This window comes from Leifsonia sp. GW821-FHT13C05, from assembly GCF_058806515.1.
Map to the genome: position 1 here is coordinate 1,308,995 of NZ_JBXAPT010000001.1, position 22,761 is coordinate 1,331,755.

Genomic DNA, 22,761 nt, shown 5'->3' on the forward strand with positions numbered 1-22,761 from the left:
CCTGGTCAGGCGGCGTCGGCGATCAGGATGCGCGGGCTGCCCGGCAGCGCGACCGTGCCGCGCGGGGTCCATCCGGCGGCAGTGAGCCAGTCGCGCACGACGCTCTCCTGGTAGACCACCGTTCCGTCGATGTTGTAGTACTCCCCCGCGTGCAGGGCGTCGATCTTGCGCTGCTCGGCGTCGTCGTCGAGGAAGAAGTCGAGCACCAGCAGCGTCGCTCCCGGCGCAGCGGCGGCACGGGCGTGCTCGAAGATGCCGCGGTTCTGGGCGTCGTCGAACCGGTGGATGACGTGGTTGACGAGGATGAGGTCGTGTTCCCCGCCCGGCTCCGCCGTCGCGGTCTCCGCACCCTCCACGACCGACCGGTCGGCCAGCCCGGCCGCCTCGACCGCCGCCTGCACGGACGGCACAGACTGCGGGTCGAACACGAAGCGCGTGCGCAGCTCGGGGTTCGCCGCCATCGCCTTCGCCGCGAACGCGGGGCTCAGGCCGCCGAGGTCGAGCGCGTTGCGATACGGCGTGAAGTCGAAGTTCTGCACCAGCATCGCCGCGTGCAGTTCGTTGTACGTCATCACGCCGTCGAGGAACGCACCCCAGCCGGCGTCGTCGAGGTCGAGCGTTCCCGCGTCGTTGGTGTCGACCGTCGAGTCGTAGCCGAGCCACTGGCTGTAACTGGTGGCGTTGAGGAAGGCGAGGAACGGCGCAAGGTCGAGCTCGGCGCGGTCGCCGGTGAGGTAGGCGGCGGCGTCGGGGGTGAGCGCGTACCGTCCGTCTGTCCTGCTGAGGAGTCCCTGGGCGGCCATGCTGTCGGCCAGGACGCGGATCTGCTGCTCGGAGATGCCGGTCGCCGCCGCGAGCCCGGCCACGTCGAGCGGCCCGTCCGCGAGGGCGGAGAACAGTCCGACGCGGCTGGCGGCGAACAGCTGCTTCGCTCCCATGAAACCGATCGCGATGTCGACGATCGCCTCGGGCGTTGCTGCACGGGTTGAGGTCACTTGTCACGCTCTTTCTGTCGTGGCGCCGCCGCAGTCTGCTCCGGAATGAGCCTCTCCGGACGGCGATGTCTGAGTGGAGATGCCACGACTCTACATACGTTGACGTTTATTTTCTACTAGCATAGAAAAACACCTCACCGTCGAAGGAGACCAGGATGCCGACACCGCAGAACGAGCCAGGGACGCCCGCCGCGGGCGCAGGGATCGAAGGGCCGCTCGCGGTCCGTACGACCGTCGCCGCCGCCTCCGCCGACCACCTTCCGCCTGTGATCTTCCTCCACGGCTTCGCATCGAGCGGAGACGACGACTTCACCGCGACCGGCTGGCCGCGCACCTTCGCCGACGCCGGACGCACCACCCACGTCATCGACCTGCCCGGCCACGGCCGCTCCCCCGCCGTCGCGGGTGCCGCATCCGGAACCACAACGTCGGTCGTCGCAGCCATCGCCGCCGCCATCGAAGCCATCGGCGCCGACCAGGTGGATGTGGTGGCGTACTCACTCGGCGCGCGGCTCGCGTGGGAGCTGCCCGCCGCATCCACCGGCCGCGTGCGACGCATGGTGCTGGGCGGCTTGAGTCCGTTCGAGCCCTTCACCGCCGTCGACCTGGATGCGCTGCGCCGCCTCACCGGGGTGGGGGTGGACGGGAACCCGGCGGCCACTGCTGCCGACTCTGCACCCACCGCCACCGACCCGCTCACCGGGATGATGGCGGCGATGGTGTGTGCACCGGGCGCGGACACCGCATCCCTGGTCGCGCTGATCGCCGGGCTGGGGTCGGAGCCGTTCGCGCCTGAGGCGGGCGCGCCCGACGTGCCCGTCCTGTTCGCGGCGGGGGCGGAGGACCCGATGTCCGGTGGGATCGACCAGCTGGTGGCCGCAGTGCCCGGCGCGGCCATCGTGCGGGTGCCCGGCGATCACCGGGGTGCGCTCGACAGTGCCGAGTTCCGGGCGGCGGCGGTGGCGTTCCTGGGCGAGTGACGCATCCGCGCGCTCACCCCAGCATCGGTCACATTCCGTCCGCGTTCACCCTGCGCCAGCCTCATCCCGCCACCTCACGCCTGCACCGCCCACGTCCCATCCGCGTTCACCTCGCGGTCGAGCCACAGGTCCGCCGTGACCGCGCGAATACCCTCTGCGCCCACCCGGTCGAGCAGCGCCAGCGCCCCGAGGTTGTCCTCCAGCTGCTCCGCGCGGCTGACGCCGAAGAGCACGTTCGCCGTCGCGGGGTGGGCGAGCACGAACGCGAGTCCGAGTTGCGTCGGGGTGGCGTCGAGGCTGTGCGCGATCTGCTGGACGCGCGGGTAGGCGGCGACGATGCGTTCCCGGATGCCGCCGACATCCGCGCCGATCTTGCGCGACGGCGCCAGCTTGCCAGCGAGGATGCCGCCCTCGAACACGTCGGAGGCCTGCAGCGCGAGCGCACCGGCGGCGAACAGCTCGCCGTAGTGCGACCCTTCCGCCATCGTGCGGCGCACCAGGCCGTACTTGAGCTGGGCGAACGTGGGCGGGGTGAGCCCCTCATCCCGTGCGAAGTCGATGGCGAGGCGCACGTCGTCGATCGCCCAGTTGTTCACGCCCCAGCCGTCGAAGCGGCCGGCCCCGATCTCGGCGGCCACGTCGGTGACGATCGCACGCACATCCACCTCACCGAAGTAGTCGCCGACCACCACCAGGTCGGCCTTGTCGACGCCGATGCGGTCGAGGGAGGTGCGCATCTGGTCGGCGAAGGTGGTGTGCGGGTACTCCCACAGCCACAGCTTTCCGCAGAGCAGGTAGTCGTCGCGTGCGATCCCGGATGCGCGGACCGCCTCGCCGAAGATCAGGTCGGTTCTCGCGTTCTCGGCGTGCGGACCCATGTTGTAGTGCGCCACGTCGAAGAACGCCGCGCCGACCTCGTGCGCTCTGCGGATGAGCGAGACGGCGTCGTCGAACTCCATCCTGTCCCAGGTGTTCCAGGATCCGAGGGCGAAGACCGGCACGTCGGGGCCGCCTGGGCCGAGCGCGCGGGTGGGGACGGTTCCGGTGAATGACACGACTGGCCTCCTGAAGCAGCTTCGCTTTTTTCTACGTTTGTATAATATAACTGCATTCGACGCCATGACGTGGTGGCGCGACCTGACAAGGAGAGATCCGTGACCGAAACCCGCACAGTGCTCATCACCGGTGGAGGCGGCGGCATCGGCCGCGGCATCGCAGAAGCCTTCATCGACAACGGCGACCGTGTCGTCCTCGCCGACGTGGACGCCGACACGGTCGCCCGCGTGGCGAGCGAGATCGGCGCCTCCGCGATCGCCCTCGACATCACCGACGAGGCGGCCGTCGCGGCGGCCGTCGAGGAGGTCGCCTCCGACCACGGACCCATCGACGTCCTCGTCAACAACGCGGGCATCCTGTCGGTGCACGGACGCCTCACCGACCTCAGCGTCGCCGACTACGACGCGATCGTGCGCGTCAACATCCTCGGAACCTTCGCGGTCACCCAAGCCGTCGCCCGGCAGATGACCGCCACCGGCACCCGCGGCGCGATCGTCAACATCTCCTCCATCGGCGGCCGCCAGCCGACGCCGGGCATGGGAGCATACGAATCCAGCAAGGCGGCCGTCGACTCGATCACCCGCTGGGCCGCCATCGAACTCGCCGCAAACGGCATCCGCGTCAACGCGGTCGCCCCCGGGCCGGTGCTCACGCCGATGCTGCAGCTGGGGATGCCGGAAGGCTCGCCCGAGCGCGCGGTCTGGTCGTCGCGCATCCCGCTGGGAAGACTCGCGGACGTGGAGGACATCGCCCCGGCGGTGCTATTCCTGGCGGGCCCGGGGGCGGCGCACATCACCGGCACGAGCCTGGCGGTCGACGGCGGGCAGCTGCTGGTGTAGTTCGGTAGTTCGGCGGCGCGGGATATGTGGGGCGGTGGGGTGGGGCGTGTGTGCCCCCACGGGTTCCTCCCCGTGCACGCGTTGCGGGTGCAAAAAGCACACGGGATGCGCGAGGAGGGGGTGCGTGCGCCGCCGCGGGTTCCTTCTTGTGCACGCATTGCTGTGCGACAAGTACGCGGGATGCGCGGGGCGGCCTGAATGTGCCGCCTCGCGTTCCCCTGTGCTCGCCGTGGGCGGGCCGCGTTCACGCGTGGTCGCGGGGTCGGGCGACTACCCGAGCCAGGGAGCCTTCGCGCATCAGCAACGCAAGAGAACGCAGCCGACACGCCGCGCGTGTCTCCGTTCGAGCGGAGATACGCGCGGCCTCCTGGCACGAACTCCGTTCGAGCGGAGATACGCGCGGCCTCCTGGCACGAACTCCGTTCGAGCGGAGAGGGAACGCGCGAGTCGCGCGGGTGGTGATCGGGTCGAGCGCGATAGGCACGTCTCCGTCCGAACGGAACAGCCCGCGGCCGTCGCCGCGAACTCCGTTCGAGCGGAGCTACGCGCGGCGCGGCGGACACGAACCCCGCTAGAGCGGAAACGCGCACGGCGCGGCGACCGCGCACACCGCACCCCATCCCCCGAGGTCACCTCACCGCATATACACCGGCTCCCGCTCGTACACGAGCTCCCCGTCCACCACGGTCAGCTCCACCCCCACCGTGGGCAGCTCCGACGCCGCCACGTTCAGCGGGTCGGTTTCGAGCACGCAGAGGTCGGCGACCTTGCGGGGTTCGAGGGTGCCCTTCCAGGGCTCTGCGCCGTCTTGGCGGGCGGGGGCGACGGTGTATCCGCGGAGGAGGGCGCGAATCCGGTCGGCGGTCGCGGTGGGTCCGCTCAGCGGGGCGCCGAGCCAGGCGTCGGCGTCGGCGATGCCCTGACGCCAGTCGGGGGCGAGGATGGGGGCGTCGGAGCTGAGCGAGACGGACACCCCGGCGCGTGCCGCCTCGCCGATGGGCCATGCGGAGGCGGCGACGTCGTCGCCGAGGACCGCTGCCAGCCAGGATGCCGTCTTCACGGCGATGCCCGGCTGCACGTTGAGGCCCATCCCGAGCGTGGCCATACGGGCGAGCTCGCCGGGGCCGACGAGGTCGCCGTGGATGATGTAGTGGCGCAGTTCCGCCCTGCTGTCGCGGAGGGCGTCCTCGACGGCGGCGATGGCGGTGTCGATGGTGCGGTCGCCTGTCGCGTGGATGCCCACCTGGTAGCCGAGGCGGTTGGCTTCGACGATCATCCTGCGCAGGTTCTCCGCACGCTCCTCCTCGTCGAGGCCGGCGACGAGGAGGCCGCCGGAGGTGCCGTCCGGGTAGCGGTGACGCGTCCAGGCCTGGTGCATGGGCGGGATGCCGTCCGCGAACAGCTTGACCCCGGCGACGCGCAGCCAGGTGGGACGGGTGGTCTCGCGTTCGAGGGACCGGAGGCCGGTCGTCACGTCGCGGAGGGTGCTCGGCCCGTCGAGCACGCCGAACAGGGCGAGCACGTTCACGCGGGCGGTGAGGCGGCGCTCGGCTTCGAGTTCGACGTACGCATCGAAGACGTCCTGGCCGAAGCAGCCGGTCGCACCGCCGTCCTCGCCGGGGCCGATGCCCGGCTCGGTGTAGCTGGTGATGCCGAGGGAGGCGATCAGCTCCCCTGCGCGCAGGATGGCGGCGCGGCGCTCGGCGCGCGTGGTGAGGAGCGGCGCGGAGTGGGAGGTGTCGTGCGGGTCGCCGTCGACCGGCGGCGGTGCGCCAGCCCCCGCATCCATCCCCCCGAACACCGTGTTCGGCCACATCGCCCCCAGCCAAGTGGCGTGCAGGTGGGAGTCGTTGATGCCCGGGATGACCGCGCGGCCGTCGAGGTCGATCACGCGGGTGCGGCGGCCGATGGATGCGGTGACCTCGGCGTCACCGCCGACCCGCAGGATGCGGCCGTGGCGGATGGCGATGGCCGTGCCCGTCGTGTCGTCCTGGTCGAGGGTGTGCACGGTGCCGCCGCGCAGTACGAGATCTGCGCTGGGGTCTGGGGTGTCGCGTCGCTGCACTTCTCCTCCTCGAGAGGCTCGCTATTTTGGTCAACGTATGTAGAATAACCCACATCGACGACCGGATGCGCAGCGAAGCCCCCGGAATCCGTCGAACGGAACGGAGACTTCGATGGCGAACACAGGCACCAGCACCGACCCAGGCACCAGCACCGACACAGGCGCCCCCACCCCCACCTCCACCCGCGCCGCCGTCCTCACGGCGCACGGCGAGCCGCTCACCCTGCAGCACATCCCCCTCCCCGAGACCCTCGAGCCGGGCGCGGCGCTCGTGCGCATCCACTGTGCGACTCTCTGCGGCACCGACATCGAGATCTGGTCGGGGAAGATGAGCTTCCCCGGGATGCTGCCGATGGTTCTCGGGCACGAGATGGTGGGCGAGGTCGTCGCGCTCGGCCCCGACACCCGGGATGCGCTCGGTCGCGCGCTGAGCGTCGGCGACAGGATCGGCTGGTCGGAGTCCACCTGCGGCGAGTGCTTCGGATGCACGGTTCTGCGCGAGCCCGTCGCCTGCTCGAAGCGCGGCTACGGCTTCCTGCAGCGCTCCGACGTTCCTCCGTACGCGACGGCAGGGCTCGCGGACTACGCGTACGTCACACCGGGCGCGGCCAAGCTGCTGATCCCGGACGAGGTCAGGGACAACTGGGCGGCGATGGCCGGATGCGCGGCGAAGACCGTGCTGCGCGCGTTCCACCGGGCGGGCGGGGTGCGTCCCGGTTCGCGCGTGGTGGTGCAGGGGTCCGGCGCTCTCGGCATCTTCGCCACCGCCGTCGCGAAGCTGTCCGGAGCGGGGACGGTCATCACCGTCGGCGCACCCGCCGAGCGGCTGGCCGTCGCCCGGAGGTTCGGCGCCGATCACGTGGTCGACATCGCGGATGGCTCCGACGCCACCGTGCAGCGGGTGCTCGACCTCACCGACGGGCAGGGCGCCGACCTGATCGTCGACGTCGCAGGCGCGCCGAGCGTCGGGCCGGAGGCGCTCGCGATGGCGGCGCAGCGCGGCACGTTCGTCGTGGTCGGCAGCACCGGACCGGCGGGAGACCCCGTCGCGCTCAGCACGATCATGGGCAAGGAGCTGACCGTGGTCGGCTCGCTCAACGGCGACATCTCCGACTACTACCGCGCCATCGAGTTCTTCCGCAGCTTCGCCGACCGCCTGCCGTGGGACGAGCTGTTCAGCGCACCGGTCGGCCTGGCGGAGGCGTCGCAGAAGGTGGCGGCGATGGCCGGGCTCGGCGAGATCAAGGCCGTCATCGACCCGCGCATCGGCTGACCACTGGATGCGCGCAGCAGCACCCCGAGCACGACGACGAAGGAGACGCCATGACCACGGCACCCGCCGCAGCCCCCGGCACCACGCCCACCACCACATCCACCGCCCTCCCGCGCCGCCCGATCGGCACCTCCGGCATCGAGGCATCCGTGCTTTCCCTCGGCTCGTGGCACACCTACGACAGGATGGATTTCGCCGACGCCGTCGACATGGTGTCATTCGCCGTCGAGCACGGCATCACCCTGTTCGACGTGGGCGTGTACGGGTTCCGCGGGATGCAGCCGCCCGTGTTCACGGACGTGCTGTTCTCCGCGATCGTCCGCGCGGCGCGCATCCCGCGCGAGGACTACCTGCTGTCGGAGAAGCTGTGGCTGGAGGGGTTCGGCGACGACGGCTTCCGGCCGCAGCTGGAGCACGCGCTGTTCCGGGTGGGCAGCGAGTACGCCGATCTGGTGATCCTCGGCGACCTCCGCCGGGACGACATCGACCTGCGCGACCTCGTCGTCGACCTGGCTGCGCTGGCGGACGCCGGGCTGATCAGGGCGTGGGGTGTCAACAACTGGTCTGCGGCGAACATCCGGAGGCTGAGCGACATCGCAGCGGCGGAGGGGGTCGCCGGCCCGCAGATCGCGCAGCTCAAGTACAGCGTCGCCCGCCGGTCGATCCCGGATGGGGAACCGTTCGCGCGCCTGTTCGCCGACGGCCTGACGATGCAGGCGTCGGACGTGATGGAGGGCGGCATCCTCGCCGGGAACGTCACGCCGGGCCGCGAGGTTGGCCGCGATCCGGGATCCATCAGGGAGCGCATCGTCGCCGATGTTCCGGCGTTCGCCGCCGTCGCGGACGAGCTCGGCACGACTCCGGCGCAGCTCGCCGTCGCCTTCACGCTCACCCACCCGGCCACCACGACGACGCTGTTCGGTGCGAGCCGTCTCGAACAGGTGCAGCAGAACCTGGATGCTGTCGCCCTGGTCGAGCGCGTCGGCGCGGCGGAGCTGCGCGCCAGTGTGGAGCCGTTCTGGGCGGACAAGGGCGTCGTCGACCCCGAAGGCCCCTGACCGGGCCCCGGCATCGCGTCGAGAGACCACACCACCACACCACCAGGAGCAGCCATGACCATCGCAGAAGACGACCGCACCGCCACCTCCGCCGCATCCACCCCCATCCCCCGCGTCCCGTTCGACCCGGAGATCGCCCCGGTGCTCGACGCGCTGGCGCAGAACCCGCAGCCGCCGCTCAGCAGAGACACCCTGCACCTGAGCAGGCAGGGAGCGTCCGGCCTGTTCCCGAGCGCCGCCGAGGTCATCGGCGACCTCCCGATCGACGCCGTCGACCTCGTCATCCCCGGGCCGGCCGGTGCGCCGGAGCTGGAGATCACCGTCCTCACCCCGCGCGGCCACGACGCGACCGCCGCCGCGCTGCCAGCCCTGTACAACATCCACGGCGGCGGGATGATCGTCGGCCACCGCAGCTGGGAGACCGCGCGGCTGGTCGAGTTGGTCGCCGAGCTGGGCGTGATCGCCGTGAACGTGGAGTACCGGCTCGCGCCGGAGGATCCGTTCCCCGCCGGGGTGGAGGACTGCTACGCCGGGATCGCCTGGCTGGCGGAGCACGCCGCCGAACTGGGCGTCGATCCGGACAGGATCGTGGTGATGGGCGGCAGCGCGGGAGGTGGGTTCTCGGCCGCCGTCTCGCTGATGGCCCGCGACCGTCGCGGACCGGCCATCGCCGGCCAGCTGCTGCTCTGCCCGATGATCGACAACACCAACACCACCGTGTCGAGCCACCAGTACTCCGGTGTCGGCACCTGGACGCGCGAGGCCAACCTGCTCGCCTGGGAGTGCGTCCTCGGCGCCGAGCTGGCATACAGCCCGGATGCGCCGGAATACGCGGCCCCTACCCGCGCCAGCGACCTCTCCGGCCTCCCTCCCGCCTTCGTGGAGGTGGGCGCCGCCGAGCCGTTCCGGGATGAGGACGTGGAATACGCGTCCCGGATCTGGGCAGTTGGCGGCGAGGCGGAGCTGCACGTCTGGTCGGGCGGCTTCCACGGGTTCGACATCTACGCACCGGGCAGCGAGCTGACCAGGGCTGCGCTCGCCGCGCGGTTCTCCTGGCTGCGCCGCATCCTCGGCCTCTGACCCGGCCCCGGCAGCCCAGCCCACCCCACCGAAAGGCACAGCAATGACGCTCGCATCGCCCCACCACCCGGTGCCGTACGACCCGGCCCTGGTGCCCGGCCTCACCGCGTTCCTCGACCTGGTGGAGCGCATCCCGTTGCGGGCGGACACGATCCTCGCCAACCGCGCGCACTTCGCCACGATCATCCCGCCGATCGAGCAGCAGGTCGCCGGGCGCGCCGTCACCGCGGAGAACGCCGTCATCCCCGGCCCTGCCGGTGCTCCGGACATCGAGATCACCATCGTGCGTCCCGTGCGGCAGGCTCCGGATGCGCCGGGCGTGCTGAGCATCCACGGCGGCGGGCAGGTGCTCGGCACCCGCTTCTTCGGCACGGGAGAGCTGATCGAGCTCGCAGAGCAGTACGGCGCCGTCGGCGTGGCCGTGGAGTACCGGCTGTCGCCCGAACATCCCGGGACGGCGGCGGGAGAGGACTGCTACGCCGGGCTGCTCTGGCTGGCCGCGAACGCCGCCGACCTCGGCGTCGATCCCGAGCGCCTCCTCGTGTCCGGGGCGAGCGCGGGAGGCGGCCTGTCCGCGGCTGTCGCGCTGATGGCGAGGGACAGGAACGGCCCGCGCCTGGCCGGGCAGCTCCTCAACTGCCCGATGCTCGACGACCGCAACGAGACCGTCTCCGCCAGGCAGTACGACGGGATCGGCGCGTGGGACCGCAACAACAACGACACGGCCTGGGATGCGATCCTCGGCTCCGACCGCTTCACCGACGCCGTCTCGCCGTATGCCGCCCCTGCCCGCGCCACCGACCTGTCCCGCCTGCCTCCCGCATACATCGAGGTCGGCGCCGCGGAGGTGTTCCGCGACGAGTCCATCGAATACGCGGGCAGGATCTGGGCGGCGGGCGGCCAGGCCGAACTGCACGTCTGGTCCGGCGCGTACCACGGCTTCTCCGGCTTCTCCCCGGACGCCATCGTGTCGAAGGCCGCCATCGCCGCCAGGGACAGCTGGCTGCGCCGCACCCTGCGCCTGCCCCGCTCGTGACGGCGTCACGCCCGTGACAGCGTCCAGCGCGGTCGCTCCCGTGATGAGCGTGCGCCGCAGCATCCTGGTGCTCGGCCTGCTCGAAGCGTTCGGTCCGCTGTCGATGGACCTCTATCTTCCTCAGCTGCCGCAGCTGGCCGCATCGCTCGGTACCAGCGACGCGCTCGCCCAGGCGACGATGTCGGTGTGCATGGTCGGGCTCGGCGTCGGCCAGCTGGTCGCCGGTCCGCTCAGCGACCGGTACGGCCGCCGTCGTCCGCTGCTGGTCGGGGTCGCGCTGTTCACGCTGCTCTCGCTGGCGTGTGTGCTCGCGCCGAACATCCAGGTGCTGCTCGTCGCCCGGCTGCTGCAGGGGCTCGCCGGCTCGGCCGGGCTGGTGATCACGATGGCGGTCGCGCGCGACATGTACAGCGGCGTCGACCTGTCGCGGATGCTGTCGCTGCTCGCGGTGGTCAGCGCGTCCGCGCCGATCGTGGCGCCGGTCGTCGGCGGAACGCTCGCGCTCGTCATGGACTGGCGCGGGATCTTCCTGGTGCTGACCGGGATCGGCCTCGCCCTGTTCGTCATCGCGCTCACCGGCCTGAAGGAGTCGCTGCCGCCCGGGATGCGGCACAGCGGTGGGCTGCGGACCACCGGCGGCCACCTGCGCGAACTGTTCCGGGACCGGCTGTTCGTCGTGATCGTGATCGCGGCGGCGGCGGGAGGGGCGGCGTTCTTCGCCTACCTGTCGATGTCGAGCTTTGTGCTGCAGGACCAGTTCGGCCTGAGCCCGCAGCTGTTCAGCCTGTTCTTCGCGATCAACGCGCTCGCCAACCTGCTCGGCGCCCAGGTCAGCCGGCTGCTCGTCCGCCGCGTCGGACCGGGCAGCATGTACCTGATCGGCCAGCTCGCGACGGCGGCGGCCGCCCTCCTGCTGCTGGCGTCGGTGCTGCTCGGCTGGGGGCTGGCCGGTGTGCTGTCCTCGCTGGCCCTGTTCCTGTTCTCGTCGGGTGTCGGCGGCCCGAACGGCACGACGCTCGCCCTCGGCTCCCACTCCGCCCGGGCGGGGACGGCCGCCGCCGTGCTCGGCACGGTCACGTTCACGGTCGGGCCGATCGTCGGGCCGTTCGCCTCGCTCGGCGGTTCGACCGCGCTGGCGATGGCGCTCACCATCGCCATCGCCGCCGCGGTCGCCGGGCTGCTCGCCTGGGCCGTCGTTCCGCGCCTGGCCGGAATGCGGGTCAGCCGCGCGCCTTCTCCGCTCACTCCCCCGCGAGGATGAACGCCGCGGCCTTCTCGCCGATCAGTACGCTGGGCGCGTTGGTGTTCCCCGTCGTCACCCGCGGCATGATCGACGCGTCCGCCACCCGCAGCCCGTGCACGCCGTGGACGCGCAGCCGCGGGCTCACCACGGCCTGCGCATCCACCCCCATCGCGCACGTCCCCACCTGGTGGTGGTAGGTGACGGCGGTGGAGCGGACGTAGTCGGCGAGGTCGTCCCCGTCGCCCACCTCCGGCCCGGGATAGAGCTCTGTCGCGCCCCAGGCGGCGAGCGCCGGACGCGTGCCGATGCTGCGGCACTGGCGCACAGACGCCACGAGCGAGGCGACGTCGTCCGGGTGACCGAGCGCATCCAGGTCGATGAGCAGGGGGTCGCGCGGGCCCGGACCGGACAGGGTGACGCTGCCGCGCGCCTTCGGGGAGACGATGCCCGCCATCAGGCTGAACCCGTCGGCCGGGCCGGTCATGCCGTCCTGGTACATCGGGACGGAGAAGTGGATGGGCTGAGTGTCCGGCACCTCCAGCTCGGGATCGGATTTCCAGAACAGGTGCGACTGGGTCACCGAGACGCCGGGGCGTGGAGCGCCGACCTCGCGCTCCGTGGCGAAGATCACCGGGGAGAGCAGGTGGTCGTGCAGGTTCTTGCCGACCCCCGGCAGGTCGACGAGCGACGGGATCCCGACCGCCGTCAGCTCGTCCGCCGGGCCGATCCCCGACCGCAACAGGATGCGCGGAGAGTCGAGCGCCCCGGCGCACAGCACCACATCGTCGGCGCGCACCTGGTGCAGTTCGCCGTCCTGCTCGAACTCGACGCCGACCACGCGCGGGACGCCGTCGTCCCCCTGCTCGGTGAGCAGACGGTGCACCCAGCATCCGGTGCGCACATCCACCCGGTCGCGCACCGGTTTGAGGTAGGCCAGGTAGGTGTTCAGGCGGTGGCCGTCGCGCACGGTGATCTGCTGCTGGGAGACCCCGTCGAGGTGGTCGCCGTTGTAGTCCGGATTGTGTTCGAGCCCCTCCTCCACCGCGGCGTCCACGATGGACTGCTGGATGGGGTCGAGCGCGTAGTCGTCCGTCACGTCGAGCAGGCCGTCTGCACCGTGCAGCGCGGACGCTCCCCCGGAGTGCCGCTCGATGGCGCGGTAGACGGGCAGCACATCGCTCCACGCCCAGCCGTCGTTGCCGAGCGACGCCCAGTGGTCGAAGTCCGCGGGGGTGCAGCGCACCCAGATCATCGCGTTGAGCGAGTGCGAGCCGCCGAGCACCTTGCCGCGCGGCAGGTGCAGCCTGCGTCCGGCCGCGTGCTCCTGCGGCACCGTGAAGTAGTCCCAGTCGTCCGCGCTGTGCCAGAGCTCGCCCATCCTGGACGGGTCGTGGATGGCGGGGTTGGTGTCCTCGCCGCCCGCCTCCAGCACGGTCACCGCCACACCGGCGTCCGCCAGCCGTCTGGCCACCACCGAACCGGCAGAGCCGGCGCCGATGACGATCACGCTGCGCGGCACCTCCACTGCCGCATCCGCCGCCGCGCTCGCCGCCGCCTTCGCATCCACTGTCTCCGCCACAGGTCCTCCCCTTCGAGTCCCCCCGAGGTTCGCACGTCGCGCACGCACGGCGGAACGGCCGTCCTCCGACCATTCGCTCGCAGACAACGGCCGTGCCCCACCGGTCAAGACAGCGCACGACTCCCGCACGGATACTGCTTGCGTGGGCGTCCGTCAGCGGAGTCCGCCCGTCTCGTCCGGCTACGCAAAGGAGCACGAAAGTGGCCACCAAACTGTTCATCGACGGCGAGTGGACGGAGGCGTCCGGCGGCGCCATCGCCACCGTCGACCCCGCCACCGAGCAGGTCATCGAGGAGGTCGGCACCGCATCCCGTGCCGACGTGGATGCGGCGGTCGCCTCCGCGCGCGCCGCCCTCGGCACGGCGGAGTGGGCCGGGCTCCTGCCCGTCCAGCGTGCTGCGCTGCTGTTCCGGCTCGCCGACCTGATCGACGAGCACCACGACGAGCTCGCCGCGCTGGAGACCCGCGATCAGGGGCAGCCGCTCGGCATCTCCAAGATGGTGTCCGTGACCGGCGCCGCCGAGCACTTCCGCTACTACGCGGGCTGGGTCACGAAGATCCAGGGCACGGTGAACCCGGTGTCGTTCCCGGACACCCTGCACTACACGCGGCGCGAGCCGGTCGGCGTCAACGCGCTGGTCACCCCGTGGAACTTCCCGCTGATGATCCTCGCCTGGAAGCTCGCCCCCGCGCTCGCGACCGGCAACACCGTCGTCATCAAGCCGAGCGAGGTCACGCCGCTCACGACCATCCGGCTGGTGCAGCTGTGCGCAGAGGCCGGCATCCCGAGCGGTGTGGTGAACCTGGTCACCGGCGACGGCGCGATCGGCGCCATGCTCAGCGAACACATGGATGTCGACCACCTCTCGTACACCGGCTCCACCGCCGTCGGCCGCATCATCACGCGGGCGAGCGCGGACTCGAACCTCAAGAGGCTCACGCTGGAGCTCGGCGGCAAGGCGCCGTCGATCATCGCGGCGGACGCCGACATCGACGCGGCCGTCGGCGGCAACATCGCGGGCAGCATCCTGAACTCCGGGCAGGTCTGCGCCGCGTACACGCGGTTCTACGTCGACAAGAAGCGCGAGGCGGAGTTCGTCGAGAAGCTCGCGGGCGGCGTGGCCGGTCTGCGCCTCGGCAACGGCCTCGACGAGGGCGTCGACCTCGGCCCGCTCGTCTCCGCCAAGCACCTCGGCCACGTGGAACGTCTGGTCGAGATCGGGCGGCAGCAGGGGGCGGAACTGGTCACCGGCGGCACGCGCGCCGACCGCGACGGCTACTTCTTCACCCCGACCGTGTTCGCCGGCGTCACCGACGAGATGACGATCATGCACGACGAGATCTTCGGTCCTGTCCTGTCGATCACGAGCTACGAGGACGAGGACGAGCTCGACGCGATCATCGCCCGCGCCAACGACACCGAGTACGGCCTCGCCGCGACCATCTGGACCAAGGACATCGCCACCTCCCAGCGCCTCGCCAACGGCATCAAGGCCGGTGCGGTGTTCGTGAACATGCCGTCCATCCCCGACATGGCAGCGCCGTGGGGCGGATACAAGGCCAGCGGCTGGGGCCGCGAGATGGGCCCGTGGGCGATCGACGCGTACACCGAGACCAAGTCGGTCTGGCTGCACTACTGAGCGACGAACACAAACGGCCGCGATCTCCCGAGGGGGTCGCGGCCGTTTCGTCGTGCGCCGTCACTCGTAGATGCGCGCGAGCTCCCGTTCGATCGGGACGATGACCTCGGGGTTCTCCTCCGCCTTCGCGCCTGGCACATACCGCACCGCGTGCAGCACCCCGCTGAACGGGAACGACCTCCGCTGCTCGTACACGTCCCAGTCGACCGGGCCGCCGCGGTCCACGCCGACGCTGATGCCGGTGAACGGCGCCATCCCGACCAGCTGAAGCACCGGCCCGAGCTCCGCCACCCTCTCGCCGCCCGCCTCCACGCCGATCAGCCACCGGATGCCCGGCACGGCCTCGAAGCGCAGGGTCACGTCCCGGCCACCCAGCGCAGCGACCGGCACTGTCACCCTGTGCATCCGGCCGTACTCGTTGTACGCGAGCGTCAGCCGCCCGTCGGAGACCTGCAGCGCGTATCCGCCGCCCTGGTCGCCGTGCGCGACCAGCGTGCCCTCTCCCGAGGCCAGGTCGGCGCGCACCTCCACGTCGAAGCTGCGCAGCTTGGTCAGCTTGCTCGCCCGGAACCGCTCCAGCGTCGGGGTGCCGGGATAGAGCGTGACCGGCCGTTCCAGCTCGAGTTCGGTCGACGGCCGGTGCGTGAACAGCGAGCCGTCGTCGCCGAGCGGGAACACCGTGTTGCTCCACGCTGACGCACGCCACTTCCCGGCCAGCTCGGCCACCCGCTCCGGATGCTCCCCCGCCAGATCCACGCGTTCGGTGGGGTCGTCCGCGAGGTCGTACAGCCGCCACTCCGCGTCGGTGAACGCGTCGGTCCAGCGGTGGTCGGTGACGATCTTCCACCGGCCGCTCACGAAGGCGCGGTTGCCGGCGAACTCCGAGTACTGCTCCGTGCGCGTGGCCGGAGCGCCCGCATCCCGCAGCACCGCGTCGAACGGGACGCCGTCCACCTCTTTCGCCGGGAGTCCGGCGCGCGAGGCGAGCGGTTCGACGCCCGCCAGCGACAGCAGGGTCTGCCCGAGATCGGTCACGTAGGTGTACTGGTCGCGCACGCCGTCGTCGCCAGCATCGCGCGGCAGTCCGGCCGGCCAGGAGACCACGAGCGGGACGCGGATGCCGCCCTCGTACGTCGCCCCCTTGTAGAGCCGGAACGGGGTGTTCGACGCGTACGCCCATCCGGCCGGGTAGTGCGCGAACACGCGGGGGCCGCCGATCAGCGACGGGTCGCGGTCGACGTCGCGCTCCCAGTCGGCGGGCAGTCCGGCGAGCTGCACGAACTGGCTGAAGTAGCTGCGTGTGCCCTCCGTACCTCCCTCGCCCGTGCCCCCGTTGTCGGAGGCGACCACGATGATCGTGTTCTCGTACTCTCCGCTCTCGCGCAGCGCATCCACGAGTCTCGCGAGGTTCTGGTCGACGTTGTCGACGGCGGCCGCGTACACCTCCATGTAGCGGGCGAACAGCGCGCGCTGCTCGTCGCCGAGGTCGTCCCACGCCGTGACGGGAGCGAGCGGTTCCTCGTTGCGCGGGGCAGGCACCGTCTGCGGCGGGAACAGCCCGTCCCGCACCTGCCGGGCGAACCGCTCCGACCGGATGTGGTCCCAGCCGCGCTCGTACGCCCCGCGGTACTTCTCGATGTCCGCCGCCTTCGCCTGGATCGGCCCGTGCACGGCGTGATGCGCGAAATAGAGGAAGAACGGCTTGTCCGCGTCGTTGGCGCGCAGGCCGCGGATCATGCCGACGGCGCGGTCGGTGAGGTCGTCCGTGAGGTAGTAGTCGTCCGGGAACTCGTCGACGGTCACCGGGCTGTTGTCGCTCACCAGCCGGTGCGGGTGGAACAGCGTCGTGAAGCCGTCCATCGAGCCGTAGTACCGGTCGAAGCCGCGCTGCAGCGGCCAAGAGGCTTTGTCTGCGCCGTCGTGCATCTTCGACTCGGTGGTGAGGTGCCACTTGCCCACCATGAACGTGGCGTACCCGGATGCGCGGAACGACTGCGCGATGGTCGGAACGTCGTCCGCGATCTCCATCACGTAGCCCGGGAACCCCGGATCCGCGTGCACCACGGAGGCGAAGCCCGCCCTGTGCGGGTTGAGCCCGGTGAGCAGCGCGGCGCGCGCCGGGGAGCACACCGGCGTCGAGTGGTAGTTGGTGAACCGGTAGCCGGACTCGGCGAGCTGCTTCACGGCCGGGGTGTCGATCTCGCTGCCGAACGGCGACAGGTCGCTGAACCCGAGGTCGTCGAGCAGCACCACGATCACGTTCGGCGCGCCCTCGCGCGCTCGGACGCGCGGCGGCCACGACGGGATGGATGCGCTCGCCACCTCGGCGACGAACCCGTCGAACCCCTCGTAGCCCCTGCTGTCCGCCGGCGCCCCGTTCGCGCCTGCCCCGGTCCCGCTCGCCCCGCTCACGCCGCCTGCTCGCGCAGCTTCAGCCACGCGGCCCTGCGCTCGGCCTGCCCGGCAGGGTCCGCGACCGGCGACGCCATCAGCAGCCGCTTGCTGTACGGGTGCTGCGGGTCGCGCGTGACCTGCTCGCCGTCGCCCGTCTCGACGATCTCGCCGCGGTACATCACGGCGACGCGGTGGCAGATCCTGCGCACCACCCCGAGGTCGTGCGAGACGAACAGGTAGGAGACGCCGGTGTCGCGCTGCAGCTCGATGAACAGGTCGATGATGGTCGCCTGGGTGGTGAGGTCGAGCGCGCTCACCGGTTCGTCGCAGACGATCAGCCGCGGCTTGCGCACCAGTGCTCTGGCGATGGCGATGCGCTGCCGCTGCCCGCCGGAGAACTCCTTCGGGTAGCGGTCGATCACCGTCGACGGCAGCTTGACCCTGTCGAGCATCTCGGAGACGGCCGCCCGCGCATCCCGCCGGCCGGTGCCCGCCGTCGTCAGCGGCTCCGCGAGGATGTCCCCGATGGTCATGGCCGGGTTGAGCGAGCCGTACGGGTCCTGGAAGACCACCTGGATGCTCGACGCGAGCGCCCGCCGCTTCGAGCCCTTCAGCCGGGTGATGTCCTCGCCGTCGAACCGGATGCTGCCGCTCGCGACGGGCACGAGGCCGAGGATCGCCTTGCCGAGGGTGGACTTGCCGGAGCCGGACTCCCCCACCAGGCCCACGCACTCTCCCGCGCCCACATCGATGGAGACCTCTTTCAGGGCGCGGAACGTCCCGCGCCGGGTGCCGTAGTCGACCACGACGTTGGATGCGCTGAGCAAGGGGGTGCTGGGCACGGACGTGTTCATGCGAGGACCGCCTTCCGCGGTTCGGTGGGTTCTGTCGGCCCACTGGATGCGGCGAGAGACGCATCCAGTTCCGACCGGCTGGCCGCGCCGTCGAGCGAGGCGGCGATCAGCTCGGCCGTGTACGGGTCCGTCGGCCGCGAGAAGATGCGCTCCACGGTGCCGACCTCCACGATGCCGCCGTCGCGCATCACCACGACGCGGTCGCAGATGTCGGCGACGACGCCGAAGTTGTGGGTCACGATCACGAGCGCCATCCGGTACTCCTGCTGCAGTTCGCGCAGCAGTTCGAGCACCTCGGCCTGCACGGTCACGTCGAGCGCCGTGGTCGGCTCGTCGGCGACCAGCACGGACGGCTTCCCGGCGATGGCCCCGGCGATCAGCACGCGCTGGGCCATTCCACCGGAGAGCTGGTGCGGGTACGACTTCATCACCCTGACAGGGTCGACGATGCCGACCCTGTCGAGCATCGCCAGAGCCCGGGCTGCGGCGTCCGCCTTCGACAGCTTGTGCACCGAGCGCAGCGGCTCGGTGAGCTGGTAGCCGATCGTGTACGAGGGGTCGAGGTTCGACATCGGCTCCTGCGGGATGTATCCCACCTCGTGGCCGAGCAGCTTCTGCCTGTCGGCGTGCGCCATCCTGGTCACGTCGGCTCCGCCGATCCAGAGGGCGTCGGCCGTGTACTCGCCGCCGGCAGGCAGCAGGTCGAGGATCGAGAACACCGTCTGCGACTTGCCGGAGCCGGACTCGCCGACGATGCCGAGCACCTCGCCGGGGGCGACATCGAGGGTGATGCCGTGCACCACCTCCACGGTCCCGCCGTCCGGCGTCACGTAGTTCACCCGCAGGTTCTGCAGCTGCACGGCGGAGTCGACGGACTTGTGGGCGACGGAGCCCGTCGACGCGGTGACGACCGCCGGCTCTGCACCAGAACGCCGTGCGCGCCGCGAGGCCTTCCTGCGCCGCCCGATCGGAGTGCGCACGCTCACCACGTCGGCGAGCGTCGAGCCGAGCACCGCCAGCGCCGCGATGGTGATGCCGAGAGCCAGCGACGGCCAGAGCAGCAGCAGAGGGGTGGTCAGCATCGTGCGGAAGCCCTCGTTCATCATCGCGCCCCAGCCGGGCGTCTTCGCTCCGCCGATGCCGAGGAACTGGAGGCCCGCCTGCATGCCCATCGCCATCCCGGCGGTCAGCGCGGTCTGGATGATGACCGGGGCGTAGACCGCCTTGACGATGTGCTTCGCCATGATCCTGGCATTGCCGAGGCCGGAGACCTTGGCGGCATCCACGTACGGCTCGTTGCGCACCGCGAGCACGGTGGAGCGGGTGAGCCGGAAGTAGCCGGGCGCCATGAAGACGCCGAGAGTCGCCATCAGCACGGTGAAGTCGTTGCGCGTCCCCGCCGCGACGATCAGCAGGATGATCATGGCCGGGATCGCCTGCAGGGCGTCGCTCACCCAGGTGGCCGCCCTGTCGAAGAAGCGTCCGTAGTATCCGGCGGCCAGGCCGGCGGGAACGCCGACGACGACCGCGACCACGATGGTCACGAACGCGCCCCACAGGGTCGACTGCGTTCCCCAGATGAGGCGGCTCAGCACATCCCGGCCCGCGCTGTCCCCGCCCAGGGGATGCGCGGGGCTCGGCGGCGCCTTCGTCAGCGCGAGGTCGACGAAGTTGGGGTCGTGCGGCGAGAGCAGCGGTGCGAAGAACGCGACGAGCACCACGAGCACCAGCACGGCGAACGAGATCGCACCGGCAGGGCGCTTGATGAAGCGGGCGAACGTCGAGCCGCGACGACCGGCGCGCGGGTCGATGATCACATCGGTCGGAGTCGTCATTGCACCCTCGCTTTCGGGTTGATCCAGCCGAGCGCCACGTCGAGGACGAAGTTCACGATCACCACGAAGATGACCGTGACGACGGTGATGCCGAGCAGGATGGGGATGTCGCCGTTCTGCGACGAACCGCTGGTGAGCGCTCCGATGCCCGGCAGGGAGAAGATCTGCTCCACCACGATGGCTCCGCCGAGGAGGCCGACGAACATCAGGGCGAGCACGGTGAGGGATGCCGGAGCCGCGTTCCTGATCAGGTGCACGACCACGCGACGCTGGGACAGGCCGCGGCTGCGCAGGGTGCGCACGTAGTCCTGGTTGTTCGCGGAGATGATCGCGTTGCGCAGCTGCTCGGCGATCATCACGATGGCGCCGAGCGAGAGGGCGATGGACGGCAGGGTGATCGAGCGCAGCCACCCGTCGATGCTCTGCGACGGCTGCACGTAGCCGACGGCGGGGAACCAGTGCAGGTTCACCGCGAACCAGATCACCAGCACGAGGCTCACCCAGAAACCGGGGAGCGCGAACAGGATCACCGAGGCCGCCTTGATCACCTTGTCCAGCACGGAGCCGGGCCGGAGCCCGGCCAGCACGCCGAACAGGGCACCGAACACGGCGGACAGCAGGGTGGCCGCCGTCACCACGGAGAGGGTGACGGGGAGCTTGATCGCGATCTGCGCGTTCACGGGCTGGAAGTTGCGCCAGGACGTTCCGAAGTCGCCGACGATCGCGTGCGAGCCCCACTCCCAGAACTGCACGAGGAGCGGGCGGTCCGTACCGATCTTCGCAGCGAGCGCGGCCTGCTGCGCGGGCGTCGCCGACGAGCCGAGGAGCCCCGCCGTCGGATCGCCGATGGCGGCGTGGGCGAGGAAGAACGTGCCTGTCGCCACGACGAGCAGGAGGATCACGCCGGAGACGAGCCTCTTGACCGTGAATCTGATCATGTCTTGTCCTGTCGGAGACGGGGAGGGAGTGGAGCGGGAAGTGGGATGAAACGGGATGGCGGGCCGCGCTCTCCCGCGGCCCGCCTGGGGTGCGTCAGCCCTTGGCGGTGATCTGGCGCAGGGTGGGGAACATCATGCCGGTCACCGGGGTGATCGAGATGTTCGAGGTGGAGACGTAGCTGTTGTTCGCCTGGTACCAGACGTCGAACCACGCCTTGCCGGTCACGAGCGTGTTCAGCTTCTCGATCTCGGCGGTCTGCTTGCTCGGGTCGGCGGAGAGGACCTTCTCGACCTGTGCCTGCACATCCGGGAACTTCTCGACCTGCGGGGTCGGGTTGAACCACTGCGGCAGGTTGATCATGCGCTGCACCGTCGCGACCGGGTTCGAGTCCATCGCGAGGAAGGAGACGAACATCGGGTAGGTCGGCGCGTTCTTCTGGTAGTCCATGTACTGCATGTCGTCCCAGGTGACTGTGATGCCGAGCTGGCCGAAGGTCTGGTCGACGACCGGCTGCCAGACCTGGAAGACCTGGGACATCGGCATGTGCAGGTCGAACCCGTCGGCGTATCCGGCGTCGGCGAGAAGCGACTTGGCCTTGGCGATGGAGAACTTGTACTCGCTGTTCAGGCTCTTCACGTTGCCCGGCGTGCCGTCGGGGAACACCTGGTTGGACACCGCTCCTGCTCCGCTGCCGACCGACTTCAGGATGCTCGCACCGTCGAACGCGTAGTTCAGCGCCTGGCGCACCTTCTCGTTGCCGAGGGGCTTGAACTTCTCCCCCGCACGGTCGGTGAACTGCAGACCGACCCAGCCGGAGACCTTGGCCGCGACGTTCCAGTTGTTCTCCTTGGCCTGCTTGAGAGCCGTATCGTCGGCGTAGTTCACGTTGATCTGACCGGAGGCCATCGCGTTGTCGCGGGCCGTCGCATCCTGGATCGGGTAGATCGCCAGCGGGTCGAACGGGAACTGCTTCGCGTCCCAGTGGTTCGCGACCTTCTTGAAGTGGTACTCGGATCCGGCGACGCTCGAGGTCTCGAGCGTGTACGGGCCGGAGCCCTCCGGGGTCTTCGCGAGCGTGCCGGCCGCGATGGCCTTGGGCGCCATCATCCAGCTGCGGCCGATGCCCATGAAGTAGAGCAGGGTGTCGTCGCGCTTGGTGAGGTCGATCTCCAGGGTCTTGTCGTCGACGGCCACGAACTTCGCGACGTTCTCGTACGCCTCGCCGGAGCGCGCGCCCTTCTTGAGGTAGTCGAGGCTCTTCACCGCTGCTGCCGCGTCGAAGGCCTCTCCGTCGCTGAACTTCACGCCGGTGCGGAGGGTCATGGTGACCTTCAGGAAGTCGTCGGAGACCTTCCAGGAGGTGGCGAGGGCCGGTGTGGGCTTGCCGTCGCCGTCGACGCTGACCAGCGGGTCGTAGACCGCCGACAGGTACGGGCCATCGAAGCCGATATCGGCGAGCGACGGATCCCAGCTGGTCACATCGGCGAAGTTCCCGATGTTGAGCGGGCCACCGGATGCGCCGGTCGTGGCCTTGGTGTCGCTTCCCCCTGAGCCGCATGCGGTCAACGCAAGCGCGGTCACGGCGGCGACGGCCACCGCGATCATTGCTTTCTTCATGTCTTCTTCTCTCGGTTGGCAAGGCAGGAGCTAAAACATCAATCGAACGCTGCGCAGGCGTACGACACAGCAGTTACTGATCCGGTCGTCAACCGAGGTTGGCTACACATCGCTGTGTCGTGGCGGTAATTCTACAGTTGTTGACAAGAAAAACAACCTGTGGAGAAAAACGGGGTGAGACGAGCTTTCCACGACTCGGCCGCTCCGCGAAATCGCCAAGATGTACGGGATGATATACGATTCACCCGAGGCTGCCCCGGCGGCCAGAACCTCCGACG

17 protein-coding genes are annotated in these 22,761 nt (G+C 70.3%); 8 read left to right on the forward strand and 9 right to left on the reverse strand.

All coding sequences use genetic code 11. From position 1 onward, the window contains the following. Positions 1 to 5: 5 nt before the first annotated feature. Positions 6 to 995 (reverse strand): methyltransferase, encoded by a 990-nt coding sequence (locus AC1ROC_RS06280; protein WP_492998808.1) that lies wholly within the window; start codon positions 993 to 995, stop codon positions 6 to 8. Positions 996 to 1,150: 155 nt separating this feature from the next. Here AC1ROC_RS06280 and AC1ROC_RS06285 point away from each other — a divergent pair, with 155 nt between their 5' ends. Further along, on the forward strand, positions 1,151 to 1,975 hold the full coding sequence (locus AC1ROC_RS06285) for an alpha/beta fold hydrolase (RefSeq protein WP_492998810.1): 825 nt from the start codon (positions 1,151 to 1,153) through the stop codon (positions 1,973 to 1,975). Positions 1,976 to 2,049: 74 nt separating this feature from the next. Here the strand turns inward: AC1ROC_RS06285 and AC1ROC_RS06290 are convergent, their stop codons facing one another. Continuing rightward, the gene (locus AC1ROC_RS06290) at positions 2,050 to 3,030 is read right to left on the reverse strand and encodes an aldo/keto reductase (protein WP_492998812.1); all 981 of its coding nucleotides are present in this window, start codon (positions 3,028 to 3,030) and stop codon (positions 2,050 to 2,052) included. Positions 3,031 to 3,129: 99 nt separating this feature from the next. Between AC1ROC_RS06290 and AC1ROC_RS06295 the strand changes: the two genes are divergently transcribed. Beyond that, positions 3,130 to 3,870: an SDR family NAD(P)-dependent oxidoreductase gene (locus tag AC1ROC_RS06295; protein ID WP_492998814.1), complete on the forward strand. Its 741-nt coding sequence runs from the start codon at positions 3,130 to 3,132 to the stop codon at positions 3,868 to 3,870. A 634-nt stretch (positions 3,871 to 4,504) separates the two neighbouring features. On the opposite strand, the gene AC1ROC_RS06300 is transcribed toward AC1ROC_RS06295, so the two are convergent. Then, positions 4,505 to 5,935 (reverse strand): amidohydrolase, encoded by a 1,431-nt coding sequence (locus AC1ROC_RS06300; protein ID WP_492998816.1) that lies wholly within the window; start codon positions 5,933 to 5,935, stop codon positions 4,505 to 4,507. A gap of 112 nt (positions 5,936 to 6,047) precedes the next feature. On the opposite strand from AC1ROC_RS06300, the gene AC1ROC_RS06305 reads away from it, so the two are divergent. From AC1ROC_RS06305 to AC1ROC_RS06325, 5 genes are read left to right on the forward strand one after another with little or no spacing between them, the layout of a single operon-like run. Next, on the forward strand, positions 6,048 to 7,208 hold the full coding sequence (locus tag AC1ROC_RS06305; RefSeq protein WP_492998819.1) for a zinc-binding dehydrogenase: 1,161 nt from the start codon (positions 6,048 to 6,050) through the stop codon (positions 7,206 to 7,208). 50 nt (positions 7,209 to 7,258) lie between these two features. After that, positions 7,259 to 8,266: an aldo/keto reductase gene (locus tag AC1ROC_RS06310; RefSeq protein ID WP_492998821.1), complete on the forward strand. Its 1,008-nt coding sequence runs from the start codon at positions 7,259 to 7,261 to the stop codon at positions 8,264 to 8,266. A 54-nt stretch (positions 8,267 to 8,320) separates the two neighbouring features. Further along, positions 8,321 to 9,346 carry an alpha/beta hydrolase gene (locus tag AC1ROC_RS06315; protein WP_492998823.1) on the forward strand — a complete coding sequence of 342 codons (1,026 nt, stop codon included), beginning with the start codon at positions 8,321 to 8,323 and terminating at the stop codon, positions 9,344 to 9,346. A 43-nt stretch (positions 9,347 to 9,389) separates the two neighbouring features. After that, on the forward strand, positions 9,390 to 10,382 hold the full coding sequence (locus AC1ROC_RS06320; RefSeq protein WP_492998825.1) for an alpha/beta hydrolase: 993 nt from the start codon (positions 9,390 to 9,392) through the stop codon (positions 10,380 to 10,382). A gap of 13 nt (positions 10,383 to 10,395) precedes the next feature. Further along, positions 10,396 to 11,643, forward strand: a complete 1,248-nt coding sequence (locus AC1ROC_RS06325; protein ID WP_492998827.1) for a multidrug effflux MFS transporter — start codon at positions 10,396 to 10,398, stop codon at positions 11,641 to 11,643. Here the strand turns inward: AC1ROC_RS06325 and AC1ROC_RS06330 are convergent. Further along, positions 11,624 to 13,150: a GMC family oxidoreductase gene (locus tag AC1ROC_RS06330; protein WP_492998943.1), complete on the reverse strand. Its 1,527-nt coding sequence runs from the start codon at positions 13,148 to 13,150 to the stop codon at positions 11,624 to 11,626. The genes AC1ROC_RS06325 and AC1ROC_RS06330 overlap by 20 nt on opposite strands. 254 nt (positions 13,151 to 13,404) lie before the next feature. Between AC1ROC_RS06330 and AC1ROC_RS06335 the strand changes: the two genes are divergently transcribed. After that, the gene (locus tag AC1ROC_RS06335) at positions 13,405 to 14,844 is read left to right on the forward strand and encodes an aldehyde dehydrogenase family protein (RefSeq protein WP_085370790.1); all 1,440 of its coding nucleotides are present in this window, start codon (positions 13,405 to 13,407) and stop codon (positions 14,842 to 14,844) included. 60 nt (positions 14,845 to 14,904) lie between these two features. On the opposite strand, the gene AC1ROC_RS06340 is transcribed toward AC1ROC_RS06335, so the two are convergent. The 5 genes from AC1ROC_RS06340 to AC1ROC_RS06360 form a co-directional block, all read right to left on the reverse strand. Next, the gene (locus AC1ROC_RS06340; protein WP_492998830.1) at positions 14,905 to 17,256 is read right to left on the reverse strand and encodes an arylsulfatase; all 2,352 of its coding nucleotides are present in this window, start codon (positions 17,254 to 17,256) and stop codon (positions 14,905 to 14,907) included. Further along, entirely contained in the window at positions 17,253 to 18,092 is an 840-nt protein-coding gene (locus tag AC1ROC_RS06345; RefSeq protein ID WP_492998832.1) for an ATP-binding cassette domain-containing protein, read from the reverse strand. Before AC1ROC_RS06345 ends, AC1ROC_RS06340 begins: the two co-directional genes overlap by 4 nt. Beyond that, positions 18,089 to 19,927, reverse strand: a complete 1,839-nt coding sequence (locus AC1ROC_RS06350) for a dipeptide/oligopeptide/nickel ABC transporter permease/ATP-binding protein (RefSeq protein ID WP_492998834.1) — start codon at positions 19,925 to 19,927, stop codon at positions 18,089 to 18,091. Before AC1ROC_RS06350 ends, AC1ROC_RS06345 begins: the two co-directional genes overlap by 4 nt. Continuing rightward, positions 19,924 to 20,865, reverse strand: coding sequence for an ABC transporter permease (locus AC1ROC_RS06355; protein WP_085370786.1), 942 nt, complete (start codon positions 20,863 to 20,865; stop codon positions 19,924 to 19,926). Before AC1ROC_RS06355 ends, AC1ROC_RS06350 begins: the two co-directional genes overlap by 4 nt. Positions 20,866 to 20,959: 94 nt before the next feature. Then, positions 20,960 to 22,483 carry an ABC transporter substrate-binding protein gene (locus AC1ROC_RS06360; RefSeq protein WP_085370785.1) on the reverse strand — a complete coding sequence of 508 codons (1,524 nt, stop codon included), beginning with the start codon at positions 22,481 to 22,483 and terminating at the stop codon, positions 20,960 to 20,962. Positions 22,484 to 22,761: the final 278 nt, after the last annotated feature.